Origin of the sequence: Methylomonas defluvii (genome assembly GCF_033949435.1) — a bacterium.
Taxonomy (GTDB): Bacteria; Pseudomonadota; Gammaproteobacteria; order Methylococcales; family Methylomonadaceae; genus Methylomonas; species Methylomonas defluvii.
In genome coordinates this window covers 170,264-194,387 of record NZ_JAXARY010000001.1, presented here as the reverse complement: position 1 = coordinate 194,387, position 24,124 = coordinate 170,264, and the positions used below count along the sequence as shown (strand labels likewise).

The 24,124-nt window shown below is 52.2% G+C and carries 26 protein-coding genes; 3 read left to right on the top strand and 23 right to left on the bottom strand.

The features are described 5' to 3' along the window. Positions 1 to 178: 178 nt before the first annotated feature. From dapE to QLH52_RS00950, 4 genes are all read right to left on the bottom strand, one after another. Positions 179 to 1,309, bottom strand: a complete 1,131-nt coding sequence (dapE, locus tag QLH52_RS00965; protein WP_101052010.1) for a succinyl-diaminopimelate desuccinylase — start codon at positions 1,307 to 1,309, stop codon at positions 179 to 181. Next, positions 1,309 to 1,647: an ArsC family reductase gene (locus QLH52_RS00960; RefSeq protein ID WP_101052009.1), complete on the bottom strand. Its 339-nt coding sequence runs from the start codon at positions 1,645 to 1,647 to the stop codon at positions 1,309 to 1,311. Before QLH52_RS00960 ends, dapE begins: the two co-directional genes overlap by 1 nt. 6 nt (positions 1,648 to 1,653) lie before the next feature. Beyond that, complete coding sequence (locus QLH52_RS00955) at positions 1,654 to 1,899, bottom strand: hypothetical protein (protein ID WP_033155885.1); 246 nt, start codon at positions 1,897 to 1,899, stop codon at positions 1,654 to 1,656. Positions 1,900 to 2,258: 359 nt separating this feature from the next. After that, positions 2,259 to 2,696, bottom strand: coding sequence for a hypothetical protein (locus QLH52_RS00950; RefSeq protein ID WP_101052008.1), 438 nt, complete (start codon positions 2,694 to 2,696; stop codon positions 2,259 to 2,261). 286 nt (positions 2,697 to 2,982) lie between these two features. Here QLH52_RS00950 and QLH52_RS00945 point away from each other — a divergent pair, with 286 nt between their 5' ends. Further along, positions 2,983 to 3,687 (top strand): aldose epimerase family protein, encoded by a 705-nt coding sequence (locus tag QLH52_RS00945; RefSeq protein WP_319960252.1) that lies wholly within the window; start codon positions 2,983 to 2,985, stop codon positions 3,685 to 3,687. Here the strand turns inward: QLH52_RS00945 and QLH52_RS00940 are convergent. The 9 genes from QLH52_RS00940 to QLH52_RS00900 all read right to left on the bottom strand — a co-directional run bounded on the left by QLH52_RS00940 (position 3,684) and on the right by QLH52_RS00900 (position 11,678). Continuing rightward, positions 3,684 to 4,235: a hypothetical protein gene (locus QLH52_RS00940; RefSeq protein ID WP_319960251.1), complete on the bottom strand. Its 552-nt coding sequence runs from the start codon at positions 4,233 to 4,235 to the stop codon at positions 3,684 to 3,686. The genes QLH52_RS00945 and QLH52_RS00940 overlap by 4 nt on opposite strands. A 122-nt stretch (positions 4,236 to 4,357) precedes the next feature. Then, on the bottom strand, positions 4,358 to 4,732 hold the full coding sequence (locus tag QLH52_RS00935; RefSeq protein WP_171696648.1) for a CCDC90 family protein: 375 nt from the start codon (positions 4,730 to 4,732) through the stop codon (positions 4,358 to 4,360). Between the two features lie 82 nt (positions 4,733 to 4,814). Continuing rightward, positions 4,815 to 5,633 carry a 2,3,4,5-tetrahydropyridine-2,6-dicarboxylate N-succinyltransferase gene (gene dapD, locus QLH52_RS00930; protein WP_319960250.1) on the bottom strand — a complete coding sequence of 273 codons (819 nt, stop codon included), beginning with the start codon at positions 5,631 to 5,633 and terminating at the stop codon, positions 4,815 to 4,817. A gap of 124 nt (positions 5,634 to 5,757) precedes the next feature. Further along, the gene (gene dapC, locus QLH52_RS00925; RefSeq protein ID WP_319960249.1) at positions 5,758 to 6,960 is read right to left on the bottom strand and encodes a succinyldiaminopimelate transaminase; all 1,203 of its coding nucleotides are present in this window, start codon (positions 6,958 to 6,960) and stop codon (positions 5,758 to 5,760) included. Continuing rightward, on the bottom strand, positions 6,960 to 7,745 hold the full coding sequence (locus QLH52_RS00920; protein WP_319960248.1) for a M48 family metallopeptidase: 786 nt from the start codon (positions 7,743 to 7,745) through the stop codon (positions 6,960 to 6,962). The genes dapC and QLH52_RS00920 overlap by 1 nt, the downstream gene beginning before the upstream one ends. A gap of 177 nt (positions 7,746 to 7,922) precedes the next feature. After that, the gene (locus tag QLH52_RS00915; protein ID WP_171696652.1) at positions 7,923 to 8,414 is read right to left on the bottom strand and encodes a CinA family protein; all 492 of its coding nucleotides are present in this window, start codon (positions 8,412 to 8,414) and stop codon (positions 7,923 to 7,925) included. Between the two features lie 85 nt (positions 8,415 to 8,499). Next, on the bottom strand, positions 8,500 to 9,078 hold the full coding sequence (locus tag QLH52_RS00910; RefSeq protein ID WP_205453023.1) for a DUF502 domain-containing protein: 579 nt from the start codon (positions 9,076 to 9,078) through the stop codon (positions 8,500 to 8,502). Between the two features lie 112 nt (positions 9,079 to 9,190). Continuing rightward, positions 9,191 to 10,282 (bottom strand): cytochrome d ubiquinol oxidase subunit II, encoded by a 1,092-nt coding sequence (cydB, locus tag QLH52_RS00905; protein WP_319960247.1) that lies wholly within the window; start codon positions 10,280 to 10,282, stop codon positions 9,191 to 9,193. Continuing rightward, positions 10,272 to 11,678 carry a cytochrome ubiquinol oxidase subunit I gene (locus QLH52_RS00900; protein ID WP_319960246.1) on the bottom strand — a complete coding sequence of 469 codons (1,407 nt, stop codon included), beginning with the start codon at positions 11,676 to 11,678 and terminating at the stop codon, positions 10,272 to 10,274. Before QLH52_RS00900 ends, cydB begins: the two co-directional genes overlap by 11 nt. A gap of 165 nt (positions 11,679 to 11,843) precedes the next feature. Between QLH52_RS00900 and QLH52_RS00895 the strand changes: the two genes are divergently transcribed. Continuing rightward, positions 11,844 to 13,985 (top strand): MASE1 domain-containing protein, encoded by a 2,142-nt coding sequence (locus QLH52_RS00895; RefSeq protein WP_319960245.1) that lies wholly within the window; start codon positions 11,844 to 11,846, stop codon positions 13,983 to 13,985. 18 nt (positions 13,986 to 14,003) lie between these two features. Here QLH52_RS00895 and phoR read toward each other — a convergent pair whose 3' ends face one another. The 10 genes from phoR to QLH52_RS00845 all read right to left on the bottom strand — a co-directional run bounded on the left by phoR (position 14,004) and on the right by QLH52_RS00845 (position 23,226). Next, positions 14,004 to 15,278: a phosphate regulon sensor histidine kinase PhoR gene (gene phoR, locus QLH52_RS00890; RefSeq protein WP_319960244.1), complete on the bottom strand. Its 1,275-nt coding sequence runs from the start codon at positions 15,276 to 15,278 to the stop codon at positions 14,004 to 14,006. A gap of 6 nt (positions 15,279 to 15,284) precedes the next feature. Beyond that, complete coding sequence (phoB, locus tag QLH52_RS00885; protein WP_033155876.1) at positions 15,285 to 15,977, bottom strand: phosphate regulon transcriptional regulator PhoB; 693 nt, start codon at positions 15,975 to 15,977, stop codon at positions 15,285 to 15,287. Between the two features lie 92 nt (positions 15,978 to 16,069). Then, positions 16,070 to 17,992, bottom strand: a complete 1,923-nt coding sequence (locus tag QLH52_RS00880) for a cytochrome c peroxidase (protein ID WP_425256935.1) — start codon at positions 17,990 to 17,992, stop codon at positions 16,070 to 16,072. A gap of 436 nt (positions 17,993 to 18,428) precedes the next feature. Beyond that, positions 18,429 to 19,346 (bottom strand): hypothetical protein, encoded by a 918-nt coding sequence (locus QLH52_RS00875; protein WP_319960242.1) that lies wholly within the window; start codon positions 19,344 to 19,346, stop codon positions 18,429 to 18,431. Between the two features lie 370 nt (positions 19,347 to 19,716). Next, positions 19,717 to 21,030: a methanethiol oxidase gene (mtoX, locus tag QLH52_RS00870; RefSeq protein ID WP_319960241.1), complete on the bottom strand. Its 1,314-nt coding sequence runs from the start codon at positions 21,028 to 21,030 to the stop codon at positions 19,717 to 19,719. Between the two features lie 143 nt (positions 21,031 to 21,173). Further along, the gene (locus tag QLH52_RS00865) at positions 21,174 to 21,446 is read right to left on the bottom strand and encodes a DUF4242 domain-containing protein (protein ID WP_319960240.1); all 273 of its coding nucleotides are present in this window, start codon (positions 21,444 to 21,446) and stop codon (positions 21,174 to 21,176) included. A gap of 91 nt (positions 21,447 to 21,537) precedes the next feature. Then, positions 21,538 to 21,834 carry a type II toxin-antitoxin system RelE/ParE family toxin gene (locus QLH52_RS00860; RefSeq protein ID WP_319960239.1) on the bottom strand — a complete coding sequence of 99 codons (297 nt, stop codon included), beginning with the start codon at positions 21,832 to 21,834 and terminating at the stop codon, positions 21,538 to 21,540. Further along, positions 21,834 to 22,091 carry an addiction module protein gene (locus QLH52_RS00855; RefSeq protein ID WP_319960238.1) on the bottom strand — a complete coding sequence of 86 codons (258 nt, stop codon included), beginning with the start codon at positions 22,089 to 22,091 and terminating at the stop codon, positions 21,834 to 21,836. Before QLH52_RS00855 ends, QLH52_RS00860 begins: the two co-directional genes overlap by 1 nt. Positions 22,092 to 22,205: 114 nt before the next feature. Next, positions 22,206 to 22,577: a lysozyme inhibitor LprI family protein gene (locus tag QLH52_RS00850; RefSeq protein WP_319960237.1), complete on the bottom strand. Its 372-nt coding sequence runs from the start codon at positions 22,575 to 22,577 to the stop codon at positions 22,206 to 22,208. Between the two features lie 52 nt (positions 22,578 to 22,629). Continuing rightward, positions 22,630 to 23,226 (bottom strand): TetR/AcrR family transcriptional regulator, encoded by a 597-nt coding sequence (locus tag QLH52_RS00845; protein WP_319960236.1) that lies wholly within the window; start codon positions 23,224 to 23,226, stop codon positions 22,630 to 22,632. Positions 23,227 to 23,526: 300 nt separating this feature from the next. Between QLH52_RS00845 and dcd the strand changes: the two genes are divergently transcribed. Beyond that, the gene (gene dcd, locus QLH52_RS00840) at positions 23,527 to 24,093 is read left to right on the top strand and encodes a dCTP deaminase (protein ID WP_319960235.1); all 567 of its coding nucleotides are present in this window, start codon (positions 23,527 to 23,529) and stop codon (positions 24,091 to 24,093) included. Positions 24,094 to 24,124: the final 31 nt, after the last annotated feature.

Here is a 24,124-nt window from a genome sequence, read left to right as displayed (position 1 = left end):
TCGGCATAGCTCAATCATGGGCTGGCTTTTCTCTAACTTGCCAGCGGTTTGGGCAGAGTATTAGAGGCCGAGGGGTGACGACTGGGAGAAGACAATTGTTTACACGGGCCCGGTGCGAACCCTGTTTAGGCAGTTGGGCTCCCGCAGAAGCGGGAGTGCCTGTATTTTAAGAACCTGCTTAATGCGCCAGTAAATTGACCAAAATCTGTTGGTAAATTCGGCTTAAAACTTCCAGCTCGTCCAGGCCAATGTGCTCGTTGACCTTATGAATACTGGCATTCAAAGGCCCCAGCTCAATCACTTGTGCGCCAGTCGGGGCGATGAAACGGCCGTCGGAGGTGCCGCCGCCGGTATCGTCCAAAGTTTGGAAGCCGCAGACGCTTTCAATCGCGGCATGCGTGGCGTCGATTAATTCGCCTTGCGAGGTCAGGAATGGGTTGCCGGACAAGCGCCATTGCAGATCGTATTTAAAGCCGTGTTTGTCCAAAATTGCCTGGGTACGGGCCTTGATGGTCGCTTCGTCCAGCTCCGTGCAAAACCGCAGATTGAACTGCACTTCCACCTGGCCGGGAATGATGTTTTCCGCACCCGTGCCGCCGTTGATGTTCGACACCTGCAAGCGAGTCGGCGGAAAGAATTGGTTGCCGTGATCCCACACTTCCTCGGTCAACTCTTTTAAAGCCGGTGCAAACGTATGAATCGGATTTTCCGCCAATTCCGGATAAGCCACGTGGCCTTGGATACCCAGCACCGTCAGTTTGGCGCACAAGGAACCGCGCCGACCGACGCGAATCACGTCGCCGATTTTCTTGTCGCTGGACGGCTCGCCGACCAAGCACCAGTCGATCTTTTCGCCGCGCTGCTCCAGCACTTCGACCACCTTGACCACACCGTGGGTGGCTATGCCCTCCTCATCGCTGGTCATCATGATCGCTATCGAGCCTTTATGTTCGGCATACTCGGCCAGGAAACGCTCGACGGCTGTGACAAACGCGGCAATGCCGCCCTTCATATCCGCCGCACCGCGGCCGTATAGCTTACCGTCGCGGATGGTTGGCTCGAACGGCGGCGAATCCCACGCCGCCAGCGGCCCGGTCGGCACAACATCGGTGTGCCCTAAAAACACGAACAGCGGCGCCTGTTGCCCTTTTCGCAACCACAGGTTTTGGGTATCGGCAAAATTCAGGCGCTCGTCAACAAAGCCAAGCTTGGTCAAGCGCTGCGCCAGCAAATCCTGGCAACCGGCGTCGTGGGGGGTCACTGATTCGCGACGAATCAACGCTTCTAGCAAAGAAAGGGTTTCACTCATTATTCGGTAGGATACTGATCGGGATTGAAGCCGACGATCAGTTGCTGTCCATCATCCAGAATCGGGCGCTTGATCAGGGTCGGCACAGCCAGCATGAGTTGCACGGCCTTGTCGGGCGTTAAATCGGATTTTTGGTCATCGTCCAACTGACGCCAGCTGGTGCTGCGTTGGTTAAGCACGGCATCCAGGCCCAGCGCATCGACAAAGCGTTGCAGCAAAGCCGCATCCAGGCCATCGATTCGATAGTCGTGGAAGCGGTAGGCAATGTGCCGCGCCTCCAGCCAAGTGCGCGCCTTTTTAACGCTATCGCAGTTCTTGATGCCGTACATTACCAACATGGATTATTAGCCTTCTTCGCCGGCCAACAATTCTTCCAGGCTAGGCAAGGTTTTATCGGCGTGGGCACGCGCTTTGTAAACGTCCACAAACTCCATGAAAGCCTGCTCCAAATCGTCCAGCACTTCTTCCTCATCGGCTACCTCGTCTTCCGGAATTTCATCGGATTCCAGGTAGTCTTTTTGAATAGCGATCTCGCCGTTCAGAGATAACAGGGCGAGGATTAGGGCATTATTGGAAATATTTTCTGGCATGGTGTGCTCGCAGGTTAGGATTGAAGAGAAAAACGGGGCCGGCAACTGGCGGCGATTAAATCAACTGCGCGTAGGCAGCGTATCGAAAGGGTTCGCATTCATGCTGTGTTGCCTCCTTGAAACTTATGCCCGCATTGTAACGCATAGCCGCTCATCCTTGCCATGCGTTAAAACTCCCTCGCGCGCCGTCATACTTTCCCTGATCGGCTATTTTCCGCCGGGCATACTCCCGTTTCGATTCTCAGGACCAGCTTACCAGCTACATTTGCAATTACATCGGTTGGTTCGGAAAATTCCTACCTAGGGCTGCATAGCCGTAAAAACCCGAGCGGCAGACCGCCTCCGGTCGATCTATCTGCTTAAAGCCGTTTTAACTGTATCCGCGTTCTAAACACCGGCAGCCAGCTTCTGCTTGAAAAATGCAGGCAAGGGACGTTTTGCGGCGTGATAGTCACTTGCCAATCCTCATCTCGAAAAAACCTAAGCTTGAGGTTGGCATCGTCCAACACCCACACCTCGTCCAGCCAGAAAGAGCCGTAGGGCACGCCAAACGAACGCACCGCCAGCACGTTGAACTGGCAATCCAGCAAGATTATCTCTGTGGCTTCTTCAAAGGGGCAATCCCAATCGCAAATTAACAGGTATTCATGCGCGGGAGTTTGAAATTGATGCAAAAGCCGATAGCCGGGCACATAAGACGAGCTCGGCAAGCCATTTATCAGTAATTGGGTCTGCAATGGCCAATCTTGATATTCGCCGGCGTGACTTTTCAAGGAAAAAATATCGGTTGTTTGCATCGTCTCGACCTGGATAAAACAAGGTTACAGCTTAATTTTATTACAGTCGAAAATTCGACAATCCTGAGCCTATCGGCAGCGACCGGTTACAGAAACATCATCAAGGCAACCTGAAATCCCCCATATTCCCTGCCCCGTTGTTTACAATAGCCCTCAAGGCACTTATTTTTGAGACCCATGACCGCAGACTGGCAACTTATGCCGCATCGCGCGCCCTAAAAACTCACTCAAATATCGCCATACCCAATACCGTAAAACCATTCCAGCACAGGATACATTTTCCCTCATGAAATTCACCGACACAGGCACCCTAGTCAATTGGCAGTTAGACGACATTCATATTATCCAACCCTTACACGATAAAGCCGACGGCGGTTCGCGCGGCGGTGTGTATCTGTGCATACCCAATTTTGAAGAACTAACACCGCCTTTTGCGCTTAAACACGGCGAATACCGCATAACGCCTTGCGAGACTGATCTACCGCACCAAAAAAACCTCACGGCGCCTGACGAAACTAACTGGGGCAGCGTCGCAGTAATCACCGATTGGCAAGAGCAGACAGAAGCCAACAGCAAAACCCTGACCGTCAGCACCCGCATTCGCGCGATGTCGGAAACCGCCTTGGTTCGCCCTGGCTTTCACCCCTATTTTTCGATTTCGCCCAACAGTTTTATCGAGATTGCGGATACGCAGATCGAAGTTGCAACGCTCCCGCACGATAGCTTGAGAGTGCATCACGCCAACTCGCCAGCGGCACCGATCCAGTTAAGCACAGCCGATTACGTGGTCACAATGGCTTGCGACATCTCGCCATTGTCGGCAGGACTTTCGTTGGCTTTTGGCATTTGGAGCGACAAAAAAGCCGAGTATGTCTGTATCGAGCCTATCATCGGCAAACAACCTGGGCAGGACGGCCTGCCAACGCCGTTGACCTTAAAACAGGATGAGGAGTTGGTAATGGTGTTTACCATCAGGGCGAATAAAATTTAACTTTGCCGACAATCCTTATATTTAAACAAAGCACGGAGCATCAATTCGCGGGTATTTTCGGGATTGCCGAGCGATCCACTGTGGTACCAAAGACTTGGAGCGAGAGCAGCTGGAAACAGGTACATTGGTGCAGCCAAGCCCGGCCGAGCGGACTCTGGAGGAAAAAACACCAGATTTTCGTCGATTAAGAATATCGGTTGAAACTCGGTCAACTCGAGCTGCGTCGTTGGCGCGTCACGGAGCGGTATAGACTCCGAACCGGGCTTGGGCTGCTCCAAAGGCGTCATGGACAGTGTTGAGTAACCGTTTCCCGAGTTCAATCTGAACCAGTAGGTGTATTGACTGGCTAACGACGAGACAAATACCACAAGCTCTCCGGCCGGATTAACTCGCGTAGGCTTAATGTCAAAACCGGCGGAGAACTTTTCGTCCCCCATCAATTCATAACGGGCACGTTCTATGGGGCAGTTTTCGATGGCTCTGACGCCCGAGCTCAGCAGGCACACGGCATATAAGCTCCAAAACCTCACTTTGTTTGCTTTGGACATCGCACTCCCTCATGGCGTTTTGTTAAGGAGCTTGGAGTATACAGGCCAACCAGAACCACTATGTCTGGACTGGAGTAACAAGGAAAAAATCTTGGCCGGTTAGCAACTGTCTCCGTGAAGAATCAAACCAAATGCGCTATTTTCAGCAATACCGCCACAATGACTGTAGTTTGCAAGAACCCGGCGGCGACAATCCAGCGAGTTAAATCGGCTTTGGTTTCCGCTTGATCGCGTCGAGTGTCTGCTCGGAGTAATTCGATTTTGTGGCTTAACTCGGATTCCAACGCTTTGATTTCGGTACGCAATACGACTTCCAAGTCTTTTAAATCGCGTTTGGTGGAGACATCATCGAGATGAAAATCGTGCCTGGCTTGCTCCAGCGTGTTGTCGACGACTTCCTTTTGCATTTCGGTGATTACTTCGGCTTGGGCCTCGGTAAAACCCGCCGCCTTTAAACGCAGCGCAAATTTTAAGGTATCGAATGGAATTGCGTTCATGCCCTACGCCCTCAAGGAAAAAGCGGTGCCAGCATTGTAACGCATGGCGCCAAACCAGCGCCATGCATCAGAGAGCGAGCGGTTAATCCCGCAACAACTCATTAATCCCGGTTTTGCTGCGAGTTTTCTCGTCCACTTGCTTGATAATCACCGCGCAATACAGGCTGTGGCTGCCGTCTTTGCTGGGCAGGTTGCCGGAGACGACTACCGATCCGGCCGGGATGCAGCCATAAGTCACTTCGCCGGTCATCCGGTTGAAAATCTTGGTGCTTTGGCCGATGTAGACGCCCATCGATACCACGCAATTATCTTCGACGATCACGCCTTCGACGATCTCGGAGCGGGCGCCGATGAAGCAGTTGTCACCGATGATGGTGGGGTTGGCTTGCAGAGGCTCCAATACGCCGCCGATGCCGACGCCGCCGGACAAATGCACGTTTTTACCGATTTGCGCGCAAGACCCTACGGTTACCCAGGTGTCGACCATGGTGCCGCTATCGACGTAAGCGCCGATGTTGACGTAAGACGGCATCAGGATCGCGCCGGGCGCTATGTAAGAACCGTAACGGGCTACTGCGTTGGGCACCACGCGGACGCCGGCTTGAGCAAAGTCGGCTTCGCTGTACTGGCCGAATTTGGTCGGCACTTTGTCGTAATAGCGCACGTCGCCGCTTTCGATGACTTTGTTTTCGTTGATACGAAACGACAGCAGCACGGCTTTTTTCAGCCATTGATTAGTCACCCAATCGCCGTCTTTTTTCTCGGCGACGCGGGCTTCGCCTTTATCAAGCATATTCAAGGCTTCGGCAACCGCGTTACGCACTTCGGTTGAGACGGTGGACGGGCTGATTTCGGCGCGGTTTTCAAAGGCGTCGTTGATGATGGTTTCCAGGTTTGACATGGTTTCACTTCTTGGAATGGTTTTAAAAAAGGGTCTGGGTTTCTTCCCCCTTTGTAAAAGGGGTATCGAGGGGGATTTATCTAAAAATCTCCCCTAGCCCCTCTTTTTCAAAGAGGGGAAATTCCTACGGCTTGTTTTCATTGAGAAAGGCTTTAATCCGTTGTGCGGCTTCGACGCATTCTTCGATAGGAGCCACTAGGGCAATCCGCACATGGTTGGCGCCGGGGTTGATGCCGCCGCTGTCGCGGGACAAATAGCTGCCCGGCAGCACTGTAATGTTTTGCTGAGCAAACAACTGTTTAGCAAACTCAGCGTCATCAATCGGTGTCTTCAGCCAGATGTAAAAGCTGGCTGGTGGCCGGCTGATCTCGCAAACATCCTGCAAAATTTCGATAAACGCGCTGAACTTGTCGCGGTACAACTGGCGGTTAAGGTTGACGTGCTCCTCGTCGTTCCAAGCAGCGATGCTGGCGTGCTGGGTCGGCACCGGCATCGGGCAACCGTGGTAGGTGCGGTATTTAAAATACTGTTTCAACACCTCGGCGTCGCCGGCGACAAAGCCGGAACGCAAGCCCGGCGCATTGGAGCGCTTGGACAGACTTTGGAAAATCACGCAGCGTTTGAAATCGGTAATGCCGGCCTGATAAGCGCTTTGCAACAAACCTTGCGGCGGATGGGCCTCGTCGTCGTAAAGCTCTGTGTAACACTCGTCGGAGGCGATGACAAAATCGTACTTGTCGGCCAAAGCCAATAGTTTCAGATGATCGGATTGTGTCAACACCGTGCCGGTGGGATTACCGGGCGAACAAATAAAGATCAGTTGGCAGCGTTGCCAAATCGCCTCCGGCACGCTGTCGAAATCCGGCAAATAACCATCGACTTCCACGGTATTCAGATAATACGGCTCGGCGCCAGCCAGCAAGGCCGCGCCTTCGTAGATCTGATAAAACGGATTGGGCATGATCACCACCGGCTTATCGGCCGGATCGACCACGGCCTGCACCAAGGAGAACAAAGCCTCGCGAGTGCCGTTGACCGGCAATACCTGGGTTTCGGCGTCCACACCGCCGGTCGGAATCCCAAACCTGCGGCAGGTCCAGTCGGCAATGGCCTGGCGCAACTCAGGCAAACCTTTGGTGGTGGGATATTGGGTCAAACCGTGCAAGTGCCTTAGCAAGGCCTCCTGGATAAAATGCGGGGTGGCGTGTTTCGGTTCGCCAATCGACAAAGCAATATGCGCTTTGTCGGCCGGCGGCGTAATGCCTTGTTTTAGCGTAACCAGTTTTTCAAACGGATACGGATGTAACTGGGATAAATGCGGATTCATTATTTGCTGCAATGCGGTTGTCTGCCATTGTTTCGGGCTTGTTGCTGCATCTGCAACGCTTGATTCATATGCTGATTCAAGTTCTCGATGCGGCTACCGTGCGATGGATGGGTGGACATAAATTCGATAGGTTGGCCGCCCTGCGCAGCCTTATCCATTTTCAACCACAAGTTGACGCTTTGCCTAGGATCAAAGCCGGCTTTCGCCATCAAATCCACACCAATAGTGTCGGCTTCGGTTTCATGCACCCGGCTGAACGGCAGGATGACACCGTATTGGGCGCCAACACCTAATAAGCCCAGCGCTGTTTGCCCCAATGCGGTTTGCGGCTGCGACACGGCTTGCACCATCGATAATCCGGTGCTGACCGCGGTTTCCTGCGACAAACGCTCGTTACTGTGGCGCGCCAGGACGTGGCCTACCTCGTGACCTATGACAGCCGCCAGTTGATCTTGATTGTCGACCAGATTGATCAGACCGGTATGTACACCAATTTTGTTGCCAGGCAATGCAAACGCATTCAGGGTTTCATCTTCAAACACCACCACTTCCCATTGCCCGCCGGTTTGTTGGGTAATGGCTTGCGCCACACAGCTAGCAAATTGACTGTAGCGCGGGTTTTGCGTAATAGGGTTTTTGCTTTTCATGTCACTGAAGGATTGCAAACCCATTTGATCGACCTGATTATCGGACATGTAGATAAACTGGGAGCGGCCGGTAGGGCTAGTAGCGCAAGCAGTTAGCGCTAAGGAAACAGCCGTGGAAAGCAGGAATTTTTTCAACATGGCGACAATATCCGCAAGCAAAAGAAGCGGCATTTTAACGTAACTTGTGAGCCGGAGTTAAAAGGTTTTTGGCCCATCAAGCCTTGTTCCGACTCCGGATTGAACTCAGGCTATTTACAGAACAGCTCTTGAAAATACCTGGATCAGAAGCTGTCGAAGAAATAAAAATCGCCGGGATTAGGCGTTTTCCAGCATGTGTAAAAGTTGCTGCAAGCAAAACAGCGTTGCCTGCTGACGTATCGACTGCCGGTCGCCGCTGAATTGTTTCTGCAAACAAGCGCCGTTAGCGCCGCGCATTTGCCAGGCGATAAATACGGTTCCGACCGGCTTTACCGGCGTGCCGCCATCCGGCCCGGCAATACCGGTGACGGCCAAAGCCAGATCGGCCAGGCTATTGGTCAAAGTGCCCGCCACCATTTCCAAAGCAGTCTCCTCGCTAACCGCCCCCACTCTCGCCAAAGTCTCCGGTTTGACACCCAGCATATCGATTTTGGCATCGTTGCTGTAGGTGACAAAACCCCGATCAAACCATCCGGAACTGCCCGGCACATCGGTAATTGCCTTGGCAATGCCGCCGCCGGTGCAGGATTCCGCCAAGGCCAAACGGAGACTCAGGGTGTTTAGTCGATTGCCGAGCGCTTCGGCGAGTAAATAGCTTGGATCGTGCATAGCAGTCCGGTTAGCTGATACGGCATCAAGCCGAAAAGGGATTTTGTTGCAGCGAAAAGGTCATCGCTGCAACAGACGGGAGAACTTACTTAGGCAATTTGGCGATTTCCGAGACTTTTTCGAAATCGGCGCCGACGCTGATGATAAAGCTGGTCACTTGCTCGATACTCATATCCGATTTAACTACTTTCGATTCGTGCACAATCACCGCAAACCCTGAAGTAGGATTGGGCGATGTCGGCACAAACAACACATAACGGTCGTCGGTCTTGTTGGTTACGTAGGCAGGCACCCAAATGCCCTCCTTTGGATATTCGATGTACACCACTTCGCGCGGCTCTTGCAATTGATGGCCGGCAATCATGTTCACCAGTTTCTTGGTCACCCGGTAAATCGTACTTAACAGCGGGATGCGCTCGATCAGGTGTTCGAACATCGCGATGATGGAAAACCGGCCCAGGCTGACCCGACTCCCCACATAGGTAATGGTCGCGAAACTGGCGGCAAACAACAGAAATGTCACCAGATAATTATCGGAATAACCGTAAACGAATTGAAACAAATCGGTAAGTCGGTCTTTCACGAACAACACGATTTGTACAATCACCATAATCGGTATAAACGCCAGAATGCCGATCAGGGTGTGGTTAAGGATTTTCTTCATGATGCGCCTACCTTTATTAATTATAGTTGTTAGGAAACTAGGTTTTAGCAGAGTTACGCCGGTTAAGGAAGTCTCGATGCATGCATTGCCTCCGAAACACCCCTAGCCGCACTCAAGGTAACATTTTATAAAGGCCGCGCGTGGCAATCGCCATCAGCGGCAGCATTACTCCCGTCAGGCACAGCAGCGCGCTCAAGGTCGTCAGACTGGCGCTGGCATCCCAAATAGTCAAAGAACTATTTAAAGAGATATTGGACGGCGCCAAGAACGGAAACAAGGACACTCCCATGGTTAAAATCACCATCACCACCATCACGGCACTCGCCAGCAACGCCCAATACGCTCTATCCAGACGGGACAACACCAACGCGGCTATGCCGCAGACAAAGGCCAAAGCAGGCAAGGCCCATAAGGCCGGTTCGTGCTCGTAATTGTCCAGCCACAAACCGTCGCCGCGTTTCACAAATTTGGTCAATGGGTTGGAAACCCCATTCGGCATAATCTCGGTGCTGACGTGATAACCCTCCAGATGAGTAATCCAACCGCCGGCCAACGCAAACAACACCAAAAACGCCAGACCGCTGGACATGACCAGCGCCTTACTGCGCTGGTATAGCTCGTCTTGGCTATGCGTTTGCAGATAAATCGCGCCATGCACTGCCAATAAGGCTACGCAGGTAGCGCCGACCAAGGACGCAAACGGACTGAACAGCCCGGAAAAACTGCCCAGAAAAGCAATGTGCATATCACTGGCTAAATGAAACGGCACGCCTTTCAACAGATTGCCGGCCATCACCCCCAACAGCGCCGCCGGCAACAAGCCACTAATAAACAAGGCCTTATCCCATTTTTTCAGGCTATCCTCGCGCGTCACGCTAGCTCTGAAATACCAGCCCAAAGGCCGCACGAATAGCGATAACACCATCAACAACAGCAAAGGCTGAAAGCTGGCAAACGTCGCCGCATACACTGTCGGCCAACCGGCAAACAACACGCCAATGGTTGCCAATAACCAGACTTGATTGCCGGCGCTGGTTGGCGCCAACCTGGCAATCAGCCCGGCGCGCTGCGCTTCGGAAATATGCAAAAAGGGTAACAATAGACTGACACCGATCTCGATACCACTGCTCAGCACAAAACCGATCACGAACAAGCCCAACACGCCCCAACAGATCAAGCGCAGCATTTCATAATCAAGCAACATAACTCGGCTCCTGGTTAATCGGCAACGCGGTGGCGCTGCCCTGCCCGATAAACTTTAAAGTTAACATGACGGCCAACGCCAGCAGGCCGGCATAAGTCAAACCGTAAGCCACCAGACTGACAGCCAGATCGGCGACAGCCAATGTGGATACACCTTGCCAGATAGGCAGCATATCGGCTACCAGCCAAGGCTGCCGGCCGGACTCCGAGATAAACCAGCCGCTGGCACTTGCCAACCACGGCAACGGTAAAGCGTAAACACTGGCCTTCAATAACCAGGCATGCCGCCAACCGACGATATTGACCGCGTTTGCCGCTACAAACAGCAGCGCCAGCAAGGCGCCGGCCGCAATCATCAGTCTATATCCCCAATACAAACGTCCGCTAGCCGGCACGCTGGCGCTAACGGCTTGTTCTATGTGCGCCGGACTGGCATCGGTCACGCTTTCCCGCCAACGCTTCAGCAATAAGCCATAACCCAAATCCACTTTGGCGGCAGCAAATGCCGCCAACAGTTCCGGCTCTTTTTTGTCGTCGCGCAATTCTTGCAACAGCGCGTAAGCTTTTATCCCATTACCTATGCGCTGGCGATTTTGTGCCAAAGTCGCAGCATTGGGCAGACCGTTGATGGCCGCCAATTTGTTATGCTGCATCGCGCCGACGCCATAAACACTGGCATCGCCTATCGCCATCGTAGCGATCACACTCGCCAAACCCAAAGCAGCAGCCATCCGGTAAGAACATTGCGCCAATTCGGTTTCGCGCTGATTCAGTAAATAGTAAGCGCTGATAGCCAACACAAAACCAGCCGCCACCACATAACCGGCCAGCAAACTATGCACAAACTTCGCCCAAGCCAGCGGATTGCTCAGCACCAACGACACATCGAGCAACTCCAGGCGCAGCGTTTGAGTGTTCAATTCCGCACCCACGGGATTTTGCATCCAGCCGCTGGCGATCAGAAAACCGAAAAAACTCAAGTGACAGCCAATCGCGATTAGCCAAGTTACCGCCAAATGTGTGCCTTTACCCAGGCGCTGCCAGCCAAATAAAAACCAGCCCAGGCCGTTGGCAGCTATAAACAAACCGGCAAAGCCCAACAATAAAGGCAAGGCAAACACATCGCCGACATAATGCGCAAAATACGACCAATGGGTACCGAATTGACTCGCCATCACCAGAGAAGAAGCCATATTCAAGCCAAAACCAATCGCGAACAACTTGCCCCAGAACTGGGTGATACGTTGATAAACGCTCTGCCCGCTGAATACAAACCAGGACTCCATAGCCGCCAACAAGAGCGATAAACCCAGCGTCAAAGGTACGAATAGAAAATATTGCACCGCATGCAGCGCAAACTGCGCCCGCGATAACTCAACAACCGTTTCGGAAATCATCCCCACTCCTCGGTCAAGCTCAAAAATGCGGGCAATTATAGAGTTATCCGCTTGTTTGTCTGCGATTTTTCTCGACCGATTCGCATTAAAACCCGCGTGAAAAACTGGAGAATACAGACGACTGATATACACTTTTCAACTTACAAGCACACATTCCAAATCCTCATGGGCTTTACTCCGCGCCACATCGTTGGACTGAAAATAGTCGCTATAGCCCTGCTCTACGCCATGCTGGCCAAACTGGTATTGGCTTTTTTTTCCGACAACGGCAATGTCACGCTGGTTTGGTTTCCAGCCGGCCTGGGGATGGCCACTTTTCTGTTGGGCGGCAAGCGCTATTGGCCGGGCGTATTCATCGGCGCGTTTCTGGCCGGCATGCTGGTCGGCGACTCCTGGTTAATCTCCGCCTGCATCGCTACCGGCAATATCCTGGAATCCTGGCTTGGCGCCTGGCTACTGCTCGGCAACCCAGGCTTTTCGCTATCGCTACGGCACCCGCGGGATTTTGCCTGGCTGACTTTGACAGGCATCATCGCCGCCTGTTTCAGCGCACTGATCGGCCCCATGACCTTGTTTTTAAGCAAGTATCTGCCTGCCGAAGCCCTGCTGCCCAGTATGCGGCACTGGTGGATGGCCGATGTATTGGGAATCGCCTTGGTCACGCCTTTAATTCTGATCTGGCGACACTGGCCGAAAGACTGGTTCGCCCCCAAACGCTCACTGGAAACGCTGGCCTTCATAGCAACGAGTTTTTTGAGCGGCCAGGCGGTGTTTTTAAGCTGGTTTCCCAACCTGCTGAACGCTTACGGCGAAACCTATTGGGCCTTCCTGTTTGTGGTTTGGGCGGCTGTCAGATTCGGCCGTCACGGCGTGCTGCTTTTGGTGACCATGACCGCCATTCAATCCCTGTGGGGATTGCAACATCAGTTGGGCGCATTCGCCACCATACACCTGCAAAGCGGCCTGCTAAACATCTGGTTTTACCTGTTCATCCTGGCTAGCGTGGGCATACCGTTGGCCCTGACTTTATTCCATCAACAACAAATCAACCAGGCCTTACAACAAAGTGAGGCCCGCTTGAGTTTTGCATTGGAAACCATCGATACCGGCGCCTGGGATCTGGATTTGCAAGATTATTCGGTGCAACGCACGGCCATACACGATCAAATTTTCGGCTACAGCCAACTGCTGCCGCATTGGACCTATCATACATTTCTCGGCCATGTCACACCGGAACATCGAGATGTGGTCAATGCCGGTTTCCAAACTGCCTGCACCCAACACAGCAATTGGAATTTCGAATGCCGAATTCGCCGCATCGACGGCGCAATCCGCTGGATTCGCGGCTCCGGTTGCCACCAAATCGGCAATAGCCCGCGCATGACCGGTATTCTGCAAGACATCACGGCACACAAATTGGCTGAAGAAGATCGGCAACTAGGTATGTTGTTTTACCAAAATTGCAGCGAAGCGATGATGATCACCGAAGCGGATGCCACCATCGTCTCGATTAACCCGGCATTCAGTCGCATTACCGGTTACTCCGCCGACGAAATAATCGGCAAGAACGCCCGGATTCTGGGCTCCGGCCGGCATGACGATAGTTTTTTCCAATCCATGTGGCAAATCATCAATAGCAAAGGGAAATGGCAGGGCGAAATCTGGAATCGACGTAAAAACGGCGAACTCTATGTCGAGCAGCTCAACATCAACACCATTTTCGACCGCAACGGACTACCGCTAAAGCGTATTGGCCTGTTTTTCGACATCACCCAGCGTAAACTCGGTGAAGAACAACTGTGGAAACAGGTTAATTTAGATCCGCTCACGGGTGTTGGCAATCGCCGCCTGTTTTACGACAGACTGGAGCAAGACATTAAAAAAGCGCAGCGCGGCGGCTGGTTTTTGGCATTGCTGGTGGTGGACATCGAGCACTTCAAAGACATTAACGAACGCTTTGGTTATGCGCAAGGCGACAGCATTTTGCAGGAAGCCGCGCAGCGCGTGCTAGCGAATGTGCGGGAAACCGATTTGGTGGCGCGAATGGATGGTGCGGAATTTGCGATCATCCTTGCCGAGCTGGAAAAAACCGACAGCACGGAGCGCATCGCTCAATTAATTATCGAAAAACTCGCCGAACCGTTTACGCTGGAACACGACACAGCCCAACTCAATTGCCGTATCGGTATCGCCATCTGCCCTGACCATGCCGACAATACCGAAGCGCTGAAACAAGCCGCTATGAATGCCGCCAAAAAAGCCGCCTCACAAACTTACCAGTTCGCCAATCCGCCGACTGCGTTTTAACCGCGATTCAGCCAAGCCTCAACACACGCGCTGCCGCGGAAACACGCAGCGGAATTTACTGCCTCTGCCCAGTTGGCTTTCAATGTCCAGCTTGGCATCGTGCCTGACCAACACATGCTTGACGATGGCCAGCCCCAAACCCGTGCCGGGGATTTTTTGATTGCGTTTCACTTCGGCGCGGTAGAAACGTTCGGTAATCCGGGGAATATCCACACTGGAGATGCCGTCGCCAAAATCTTCCACTTCAAAATAAACGCTGCCGTCGGGCTTGCCCCGCCAACTCACTTTAACCGGCGAGCTAGGCTGCGAATATTTCATGGCATTGACCAACAGATTGCTGAAAGCGCTACGCAACTCCTCCATATCGCCACGCACATTGGCTCGGCTATCCAACACCAGCTCGACCCGGCGCTCGTCCTTTTCCAGCAAATCGCTTTCCTGGCAAACCTGCACGAGCAAATCAGGAATATTCACGCATTCGAATTTCTTGGTTTTGCTCTCCAGGCGCGCCAGTAGCAGTAAATCATCGATCAAAGCTTGCATGCGCTCGGTCTGTGCCGCCATGTTTTGGAATGAGCGGGTGTAAGGACTGCTACCGTCGTCAAGTTCCTGCAAGGTCTCCAGATAACCACGCAACACGGTAATCGGCGTGCGTAATTCGTGCGAGACATTGGCCACAAAGTCGGTACGCATCCGTTCGATATTCTTTAGATGGGTGACATCCTGCGCCATCAACAAACGTAAGCCGGCACCGTAAGGGAAAATGCCGATTTGCAAAATCATGTTTTCGTTGATAGGCGAGGGAATACAAACCTTGTTGTGGTAATCCTGATCCTTCAGGTACTGAATAAACAGCGGGTGCCGCACCAAGTTAGGAATCCGCTGCCCGTTATCGGAACGCTTCAGGCCCAGATAGTCATAGGCCACTTTGTTGCTCCACTCGATTTCGCCATAGCTGCCTAGCACCACAATGGCATCAGGCAAGGCGCTGGTCGATTTGCGAAACCCATCCAGCATTTTGCCCAACTTCTTCTTCTGGCGTTTTTGGCTTTTGCGAATTTTATAAAAGTGGTAGTAGATGTCGCCCCAGATCCCTTTAAAATCGGGGCGCTCTCCGCGGCCGCCCTGGCTTAACCAACGCTCCAGGCGGCTCACGTTGATCGATTGCTTAATGTAGAGAAAAAGGGTGATTGCCCATAAGAAATAGCTGAGGTGCCCGACAAAAAAACTCAGCATTAATGCCGGTATCAGTAAAGCAATAGCGATATTTATTTCCCGCTGCCAACGCTGCATGAAGAATCAGTCTGCCATCGAAAAGCGGTAGCCAAATCCGCGTACGGTCTGGATCAGTTCCTCGCGGCCATATTCGGCCAGAATTTTGCGCAAGCGGCGAATATGCACATCCACGGTACGCTCCTCTATGTACACGCTACGCCCCCAGACCTGATCCAGCAAATGGGTTCGACTGTAGACCTTGTCGGGATTGGTCATAAAAAACTGCATTAATCTAAACTCGGTAGGACTGACTTCCAGACTGCGGCCGGCGATAGTCAGTTTGTGTTGCTCGGCATCCAAAGTGAGATCGCCGACGCTGAGCTGTCCGGATTCCGACAACTTCCCGCTGCGGCGCATCACGGCCTTGATCCGGGCAATCAGTTCTTTGGGTGAAAACGGCTTGGTCACATAATCGTCGGCACCAATTTCCAAACCGCGAATTTTGTCTTCTTCCTCGCCGCGCGCGGTGAGCAAAATAATAGGCAACTCCTTGTAACCCGGTTCGTTTTTCAAGCGTCTGGCCAATTCCACGCCGCTGATCCCCGGCAGCATCCAGTCCAGGATAATCAAATCCACCATATTATCGGCCAAACTCTCCCTGGCCTGCTCGGCACTGCCTACGGCGATCACCGTCAAATTGGCCTGTTCCAGCACCATGACCAGCATCTCCCTGATCGCTTCTTCGTCTTCCACGACCAGGATTTTCAAGTTCGACATAAGCATGTTTAGTCTAAAGGGTCCAAGGATTAGGCTAATTTAGCAGCGCTATATTACCGTTTTGTGACAAAAAAAGCCGACCAATCCCCGAGCTATCGTCCCTTACCAGGGGCCGGCATCGGCCGCGCCGTCACGCCACTATCGCCAACCGGCGCGGCAAAGGCGTCCGACACTAAAGTACTTATATTGCCGCCGCTCAGCGCTTCCAGAAACGCTACAAGATCGGCGATTTCCCGATCAGACAAGCCCAGCGGCTTGAGCAAGGGCGACAAATTTTCGTTGGCTACGCCGCCTTGATTATAAAACTTCACCACCTCCGCCAGACTAGGCAAGGAACCGTTATGCATATAAGGCGCGCTGAGCGCGACGTTGCGCAGCGACGGGGTTTTGTAAGCCCAGCGGTCGGCGGGATTTTGACTGATCTCGTAATAACCCAAGTCGCCGGGTTTCTCGGTATTTACACCTTTCAGATGCTCGCTATCCACATCCACAAACACGCCCGGCGCCACTTGCACTCTTTGTTTTTCCGGCGACTTTTGCATGGATTCGGCATAGCCAATGCCGGTGTTATGGCGTTTTTGATCGGTAAACAACGCAGACTTATCGCCAATCACATGACAACTGCTGCAAGCGGCTTTACCGGTAAATACAGCAAAACCCCGTTGGGCCGCCTCGCTAATCGCCGCTTTTTGTTTGCCGTAATACCAATGGTCGAAGGGGGAATCAGCCGAATTTAACGTACGCTGATAACTAGCCAAGGCCTGACCGATGGTTTCCATGGTCGGCCCTTTGTTAAAGGCTTTTTCAAACAGCCCGCGATAATCGGCGCTGGCTTTTAGTTTATCCACCACGTAAGCAATCGACGGATTCGCCATTTCGTTATGCGCCAGCAGCGGCCCCCAGGCTTGTTGCTCCAGACTGTTTTCGCGGCCGTCGTGAAACAGCAATTGCGCGTAACCTACGTTATACAAAGACGGGCTATTGCGCCTAACGCTACGCCCTTCAATACCCACCGCCGTGGTCATCTCGTTATTACTAAAGCCTTGTTCCGGGATATGGCAGATGGCACAGGAAAAGGTATTGTTTAGCGACAGCCGGCGGTCGTAAAACAACTTGCGGCCCAGTGCGATTTTGGCGTTAGTCAGCGGATTGTCTTTCGGCACCGGTAACTTCGGCAAACCCAGCGGCGGCTTAAGCGCAAAGTCGATCAACTTTGCCGGCAGCCCCCGCCGCTGTTCCAGTGCCAGGGAGCGGGTTTGGTAATCGGCTTGCTGATAGTTTTGTTTATTGTCGCCGGGCTGGAACAACATTTCGGGCTTGACTGCTTGCACTGCGGCGACTTGCGGCTTGGCATCAGCCAGTAAGGTCTTTACATCGTTGATCAGCGTGTCGGCATGCAGAAAATCCACGCTATAAATATTGCGGACGTTTTTATCCTTATCGATCAGATACACCCTAAGCAAATGCGAAAACGTGCCGGTGAATTGGCCTTTGTCGTCGTAGACTTTTTGCACGTTTTGCTGGTAGCCGTCGAGGATGGGCTGCAAGGCAGCCTCATCGCGGGTGGTCACAAACTGCCAGTCGAAATCGCCGGTATTAAAACCTTCGCCGTAATGGCGCATCATTTCCGGCGTGTCCTGCGTCGGGTTAAAGCTAAGCGTTAATAATCGGAGTTTATCGGCCAGTTCCGGCTGTTTTTGCAATTGCCGGCTGATTTTGTGCAACACCTGGGTCGCCAGCGGGCAGCCGTTGACGTCGCTGCAGGCGGCGTAGATGAAGCTGAGCAACACCAGTTTGTCGCCCATTAGATCTTGGAGGTGCTTGGGTTGGTTGTTGGTGGTTAGGACTTCGCCGTTGGTGGCTTGGGTGATGATTGGCAGGGTGTAGGTGCCGGGTTTTGCGGGTTCGAAAGGTAATGCGGTGTAGCCGGGGGCTAAGGGTTTTGGGTTTTGTTCTTCGGCGAGAACTGCTGCGTTTGTCAGTAAACAGAGCACAACAAATCCTATCGTTCCCATGCTCCAGCGTGGGAATGCCGCTGCGGACGCTCCGGCGTCCGCTTTCAGACAAAAAAGACTTGGGCGATAAGGAAGTTTCATGATTGCTGTTTACTTTTGGGATTAGGTGTCGCTGGCGCGACGGCTTGATTTAATGTCGGGTCTCGGCCCGACAGCCGAGATACTTTCTTTTGCATCGCCAAAAGAAAGTATCCAAAGAAAAGGCGACCCGGATGCCGCTTATTCCCTGCGCTCCGAAGCTTTTGAACGGGGTTGCCGAAAGGGGCTTCCTGCCCCTTCGGCAACGTGCGGCATCCATGCCGCACCCCTACGGGCTGATCCGCTCAAAAGCTCCGGTGCTCGGCGCGGCATACGGGAGAAAACCATCCCGAAATTTAAAGGACACTTTGTTTTTATAAAAAATGTAGGGGAAGACGGCTTCGATCCTCGATTCCCGTTAATTGTAAATTGGTATGTACTTGCCTTGATCGGCAATCCTTCTACAGCTTCTTATGATTTCTAACGCAATCTTTAGCGCAAAAGCTGCACTTGGGGCATACGCCCCCACTCCTTCCATCAACTTACCGTTTTTCAACCATTCTTCCTCAAGCGGTTTTATGTCATCTGGAAGTTTACATAGATAGTCCCTACCGTGAGCTAGCTCATTTCGTACTCGAACAAACTTCTCAATGTTTTGAAAATCAATGCCTGGCATTTCACTAAGTTTGGTGCCGAAATATTCTTTTATTAGCAGATTCCATGAGCCTGGGCGGCCTTTACCCGGTTCTTTATTTGTTAACTCTTCAAGAAATAAGTCTACTGCGTTCAAAGCGGTAATAATTGTTAGATTTGGTGAGTCGTAAATTGAAAGCTTTGCATTCAACAACATTCTTTTCCAATTGCTCATTTGCGGTTGGCCGAATGCTCGACCCTGAATTAAAACATAACCATTTAAGCTGTGGATCTCTCCGTTCGGATTCGGCGCCAAGGAAAACATCGCATAGCCTTGGGGAATATACTTAGTGGCGAAACCTCCAGCCAAAGACCGAAAATATTCGAAATAAGGAGACATGATATAGACCTCCTCAAATTCCCCCTTGATATTGATAATCTCAGTTTTTCCACTGGCGATGTCGAGCGGTACGCAGATTTGTTTCCCACCGACCCACAACGCATAACAAGACGGACACGTATTAACTAAGCCTTCATCTATTGCTGTTTCAATTTCAAAAACTTGTTTACATGAGCGGCATTGAACTTCGCCCCATCTCCCTGCCTGTTGGATTTCTCTAATCATTTCAGATGACGCAGACTGGCAGCATGGGCAAGAAACAATCGGAATGGCCAATTGATTCAAGATTTCTTGTGAAAACATTTCATAGCCATTTTTATGATTTTGACGCCTAGTCGCGCACATTGCTAAATATCATCTCGTAATTTCTGGCGTGAGTTTTGTCCCGTATGCCGCGCCGAGCACCGAAGCTTTTATCGAGATCAGCCCGAAGGGGCAGCGCATGGATGCGCTGCGTCGGCGGAGGGGCTGGGAAGCCCCTTCTGTCGACCCTCGATAAAAGCTTCGGAGCGCAGGATCAAAGCGGCATCCGGGTGGCGTTTCTTTTGGTGACTTTTCTTTGGCCAAACAAAGAAAAGTTACTCGGCTGTCGGGCCGAGACCCGACATCCAAACACCCCGTCGCGACAGCGACACAAATACGACACACCCGGAAGCTATCCTGAACAACAAATCTATTTAGGCGAACCACCATACAAAGCATACGCCCCAAACCGCATTTGATGCGCCCTACCCAATTTCTCTTTTGTAAAATCAATCGAGAACTGCTCGGTCAACTTGATGCCATCCCAACTGTAGGCCTTGAAGAATTGCTCGTTGTCCGCACCTTTTTTGTCCCAGTTCGCCAATAAAGACGAGGTGTAATAAAGGCGTTTGCCGTCCCAGCTTGACGACACCATATTCACTTGGGCGCCGATTTTTTGTTCGAACACTTGTTTGGGGTGGAACGGATCGCTGATGTCGAAGCGGCGGGTCATACCGTCCATGAAGGTATTCACCCACAAAGTTTTGTCGTCGCTGGAGATGGAGATGTCCACCGGCAGCGGGATTTTGGCCGGTTCGCCGATGTCCGCGACATCCTTGGCTTGCCATTCGCCTTTGTCGTCTTGATGAATCAACCAGATTTTGGAAGTCAATGCGGTACTGGTGAAGCAGTAGTTGTGATCTTCCGCCCAGGCGCAGCGGATTTCCAAAGGCGCGCCGGGGACGTCGAAGACTTTTTTCGGCTGGCGGCTATGTAAATCCCACTGCACCACGGTATTGCCGAAGCGTTTCATCGCTTCCGGATCGGCCAACATCTTGCCGAAATCCATCATGTAATTCGACCAGCCGGTGAACGACGAGGTCAGCATCAGGTTTTTACGCGGCAACACCCGCACGTCGTAGTTATAGCCGTCCGCGTATTTGCCGGATTTGATCGCACCTTCCATGTTACTGTCGGTCGGCAGCCAGTAGGTGGCGATGTAGTCGCCGGCATTGCTGTATTCCACAATCGCGGTGCGGCCGCCGTGGTCTTTGTTATTGGACAAACCGGTGATGATCATCCGGCCTGGTAAGGCGTACAAGCTGTGCGGGCCAACTACGCCGCCGCTTTTGGCGACGAAATCGGTGATGGTTTTAGTCAACTTGGGCTTGGCCGGGTCGGTAGACACATCGAAGATGAAAATTTTGTTGGTATCCAAGCCGCCGGCCCACAGAAATTTACGGTCGTCGGTAAAGTCGGAATGGTGCGCTTCGTTGCGGCCGCCCACCGACAGGCTGCCGATCACCTTGCCGTATTGTTTGGATTTCGGATTGACGTCGACGGTGACCAGTTTGTCCTGCTCGTCGCCGACGCCTTCCGCGCCCAAGGTCCAGATGTACACAAAATCTTCCTGGCCGGTGATTTTCGCCATGTACGGCGAGGCGCAGGTTTCGTCGGCGTTGGCCGACAGGCTGGCGGTGCCGAGCATTAGCGCGGCGGTAAAGGTGCTTAGTTTGAATGTCATGATGTTCTCTCCCCTGGTTGTTGTTATCGTTCCCACGCTCCAGCGTGGGAATGCATCTTGAACCGCTCTGCGGTTCGGGACGCTGGAGCGTCCCTGACTCGGTTCCTACGCCGGAGCGTAGGAACCATGAAAGGTTTGGTGTATCAATCGCCCGTAGTCGGGTCAATGATGGTGGTAATTTGTTCAATGCGATTGGCCGGAAAACCACCCTGCTCGGCGTGTTCGCGGATCGCCAGCTCGCTGTCGGCGATATAGATGCAATACACCTTGTCACCGGTCACATAGCTTTGCAGCCATTGGATGCGCGGCCCCATGTCGCGCAAAACACCGCAGGATTTTTGGGAAATGCCTTGCAGCTCGGCTGGCGTCAACTGGCCAGCGCCGGGAATGTCGCGTTCGATAAGATATTTGGGCATGATAATCTCCTAATAAATGACCGGTCGTCTAATTTACCGGCGTTAAAAAATGCTGCCGGGTGGGCAGCGGTTTTTATTTGTCACGTCTGATTTACGATTTAATCCTATGCTTCCAATAACCCGGTTCTTGCCGCATATGCATCACGGCGAGGATGTATATTGCGTCCTCTCGAACACTGTAAACAATACCGAAAGGAAAGTGAGGTAGTTTACATTTGCGAACATCGCCCGCTAGTTTCCGATACAGCAATGGCCGGTAAGCAATTTTCGCTGCCGCGTCCTCGATTGCATCGACAAAACGCTGTCCCAACTCAGCTTGTTTCTCCCTATAGTACAAGGTAGCGGCATTCGCTTCGGTCAATGCCTCATCATTCCAAACAACACGCATTAGCCAAGGCTTGTGCGCAGTTGAACCATTGCTAATTCGTGATCGACGAGTCGAGCGGTTCCGTTATCAATGGCAGCACAACGGCGCTGAATTTCTTCCTGCCATGCAGCCGAGACGGGGAAGTCCTCCTCAAAATCCAAAGATTCCAATAGCGTTTCAGCAATGAAGGCGCGAACCGTAGGCTCCAATTGCATCGCGGCGTCGATGATGCGTTTAGGGTCGTTATTCATGATTCGCTGCTCCGGTGTAATATTCATAGGTGTTACCTCTTTGCAAGTTGTTCCGTAGGATCGCCGGACGCGCAATGTAACGGGGGTATCGACAGTGAGAGATGCGATACACTTCTCATCGTTAAGCTCCTATGCCCCTCATTAATTCGTCCTATCCATTGCAAAGCCCTTCAACTGCTTAATTCGCTCAAGAGTAATATCCAGTTTGTGGTTGGTCGATATTAACGCACCCAATGAACCTTCTTCTCCCGAACTTGCGTAGGCAAAAGCGGTGTCGGCATCACGAAATTGTACCCATGCCAACTGAGCTTCCTTAAGTTTTGCCCTATCTTCTGAACCCATACTCTCGAATAGAGCTTTGTAAGTGTGGTTAAGCTGCCCTTCCACGCTATTGAAAGCCTCGATAGCGCAAGCAATATCTTCATAGTGTGCATTGGGCACCACACAATTGCTTTCCGCCAACAATATCCGCGAATAACTAAACAAGAGAGAAGCAAAAAATAGTGCACGCATAGGGTCAATTTTTTAGGCAACGTCTTAGTTTATGTCAAAACATTACAAAAACTTAAGCCCTAAAATAATCATCCAACAAATCCCGGCAAACCGCCTGCAAAGGCTCTACCGATTGCTCAACTTTCATCCGCAGCAGCGCCCCCTGCCAACCGTTGAGCATCAAATCCGCCATGCTCTTTGCCGAGCGATCCAGCCGCACCGAGCCTTGCTTTTGCCCGCGTTCCAATGCCGTTTGCTGCAGGGCACTGTATCGACCGACGGCATCCAATAAGGCATCTCGGCACAATGGACTGGTATCGCCAATCTCGCCCATCAAGTTTCCCAGCAGACAACCGCCTTTGAAACCCGTTTGCGCCACTTCGGCTATCAATCCCAAGTAGTAAGCCTTCAAAGCCGCCAAGCCGTCCGTTTCCGGGTTTTGCAAATGCCCGGATAAGCGCAGGATAAACGGCTCGATGTAGTGATGAATTGCTTCCGCCGCGAAGCGTTCCTTGCTTTCGAAATAGGCGTAAAACGAGCCCTTGGGGATTTGCACCGTATCCAGGATCTCTTTTAGACCGGTGGCGTGATAGCCCTTTTCCAGCAGCAAGCTGACGCCCTGCTCCAGGAGCTTGTCTTTTTTGAGCTGTTTGGGTGCCAATTTCGCCATGGGCCGCATTATGCGACCGGTCGTCTTATTTTGTAAATAAGTTTTTTCTAATTTAGAAAAATAACCGTTCGATCCTTATCAAGTCGAGGTGGGAGACGGTGCTCTCTGACAATTTAAGCCTGTCAATTAACCGCTTTCGCGGCAACCTGACCTAGCTGATACTGCTTCTTACCCCATAACCCAGCACAGCAACCGCCAAACCTCAACAAATTAGCGCCTTTCGGCAAGGCAACTAGCGATTTTTCCCGCCTAATATGCTATTTTGAAGCCTCTGTTATTTTTCCCTACCCAACCAGCAACATGAGCATAAAATCAGACAAATGGATACGCCGCATGTCCGAGCAACACGGCATGATAGAGCCGTTTCAGGCCGGGCAAGTCCGCGAATACGCGCAAGGACGCATCATTTCTTACGGCACCTCCAGTTACGGCTACGACGTACGCTGCTCCAACGAGTTTAAAATCTTCACCAACATCAATTCCACCATCGTCGATCCCAAAGATTTTGACGAAGGCAGCTTTGTGGATGTGAAATCCGACGTCTGCATTATTCCGCCCAACTCGTTTGCGCTGGCGCGCACCGTGGAGTTTTTCCGGATTCCACGCGACGTACTGGTCATCTGTCTGGGTAAATCGACCTATGCCCGTTGCGGCATCATCGTCAACGTCACCCCGCTGGAACCGGAGTGGGAAGGCCATGTGACTTTAGAGTTTTCCAACACCACCCCGCTCCCGGCAAAAATCTATGCCAACGAAGGCGTCGCGCAGATGCTGTTTTTCGGCGGCGACGAAGTCTGCGAAACCTCTTACAAGGATCGCGGCGGCAAGTATCAAGGCCAAACCGGAGTAACCTTGCCTAAGGCTTGAGTGCCCAATTCCTTAAACGCCACCTCACACT

Bases quoted from the DNA above. Each gene is read 5' to 3' on its own strand.
- dapE (WP_101052010.1), bottom strand. From the start codon at position 1,309: ATGAGTGAAACCCTTTCTTTGCTAGAAGCGTTGATTCGTCGCGAATCA.
- QLH52_RS00960 (WP_101052009.1), bottom strand. From the start codon at position 1,647: ATGTTGGTAATGTACGGCATCAAGAACTGCGATAGCGTTAAAAAGGCG.
- QLH52_RS00955 (WP_033155885.1), bottom strand. From the start codon at position 1,899: ATGCCAGAAAATATTTCCAATAATGCCCTAATCCTCGCCCTGTTATCT.
- QLH52_RS00950 (WP_101052008.1), bottom strand. From the start codon at position 2,696: ATGCAAACAACCGATATTTTTTCCTTGAAAAGTCACGCCGGCGAATAT.
- QLH52_RS00945 (WP_319960252.1), top strand. From the start codon at position 2,983: ATGAAATTCACCGACACAGGCACCCTAGTCAATTGGCAGTTAGACGAC.
- QLH52_RS00940 (WP_319960251.1), bottom strand. From the start codon at position 4,235: ATGTCCAAAGCAAACAAAGTGAGGTTTTGGAGCTTATATGCCGTGTGC.
- QLH52_RS00935 (WP_171696648.1), bottom strand. From the start codon at position 4,732: ATGAACGCAATTCCATTCGATACCTTAAAATTTGCGCTGCGTTTAAAG.
- dapD (WP_319960250.1), bottom strand. From the start codon at position 5,633: ATGTCAAACCTGGAAACCATCATCAACGACGCCTTTGAAAACCGCGCC.
- dapC (WP_319960249.1), bottom strand. From the start codon at position 6,960: ATGAATCCGCATTTATCCCAGTTACATCCGTATCCGTTTGAAAAACTG.
- QLH52_RS00920 (WP_319960248.1), bottom strand. From the start codon at position 7,745: ATGTTGAAAAAATTCCTGCTTTCCACGGCTGTTTCCTTAGCGCTAACT.
- QLH52_RS00915 (WP_171696652.1), bottom strand. From the start codon at position 8,414: ATGCACGATCCAAGCTATTTACTCGCCGAAGCGCTCGGCAATCGACTA.
- QLH52_RS00910 (WP_205453023.1), bottom strand. From the start codon at position 9,078: ATGAAGAAAATCCTTAACCACACCCTGATCGGCATTCTGGCGTTTATA.
- cydB (WP_319960247.1), bottom strand. From the start codon at position 10,282: ATGTTGCTTGATTATGAAATGCTGCGCTTGATCTGTTGGGGCGTGTTG.
- QLH52_RS00900 (WP_319960246.1), bottom strand. From the start codon at position 11,678: ATGATTTCCGAAACGGTTGTTGAGTTATCGCGGGCGCAGTTTGCGCTG.
- QLH52_RS00895 (WP_319960245.1), top strand. From the start codon at position 11,844: ATGGGCTTTACTCCGCGCCACATCGTTGGACTGAAAATAGTCGCTATA.
- phoR (WP_319960244.1), bottom strand. From the start codon at position 15,278: ATGCAGCGTTGGCAGCGGGAAATAAATATCGCTATTGCTTTACTGATA.
- phoB (WP_033155876.1), bottom strand. From the start codon at position 15,977: ATGTCGAACTTGAAAATCCTGGTCGTGGAAGACGAAGAAGCGATCAGG.
- QLH52_RS00880 (WP_425256935.1), bottom strand. From the start codon at position 17,992: ATGGGAACGATAGGATTTGTTGTGCTCTGTTTACTGACAAACGCAGCA.
- QLH52_RS00875 (WP_319960242.1), bottom strand. From the start codon at position 19,346: ATGTTTTCACAAGAAATCTTGAATCAATTGGCCATTCCGATTGTTTCT.
- mtoX (WP_319960241.1), bottom strand. From the start codon at position 21,030: ATGACATTCAAACTAAGCACCTTTACCGCCGCGCTAATGCTCGGCACC.
- QLH52_RS00865 (WP_319960240.1), bottom strand. From the start codon at position 21,446: ATGCCCAAATATCTTATCGAACGCGACATTCCCGGCGCTGGCCAGTTG.
- QLH52_RS00860 (WP_319960239.1), bottom strand. From the start codon at position 21,834: ATGCGTGTTGTTTGGAATGATGAGGCATTGACCGAAGCGAATGCCGCT.
- QLH52_RS00855 (WP_319960238.1), bottom strand. From the start codon at position 22,091: ATGAATATTACACCGGAGCAGCGAATCATGAATAACGACCCTAAACGC.
- QLH52_RS00850 (WP_319960237.1), bottom strand. From the start codon at position 22,577: ATGCGTGCACTATTTTTTGCTTCTCTCTTGTTTAGTTATTCGCGGATA.
- QLH52_RS00845 (WP_319960236.1), bottom strand. From the start codon at position 23,226: ATGGCGAAATTGGCACCCAAACAGCTCAAAAAAGACAAGCTCCTGGAG.
- dcd (WP_319960235.1), top strand. From the start codon at position 23,527: ATGAGCATAAAATCAGACAAATGGATACGCCGCATGTCCGAGCAACAC.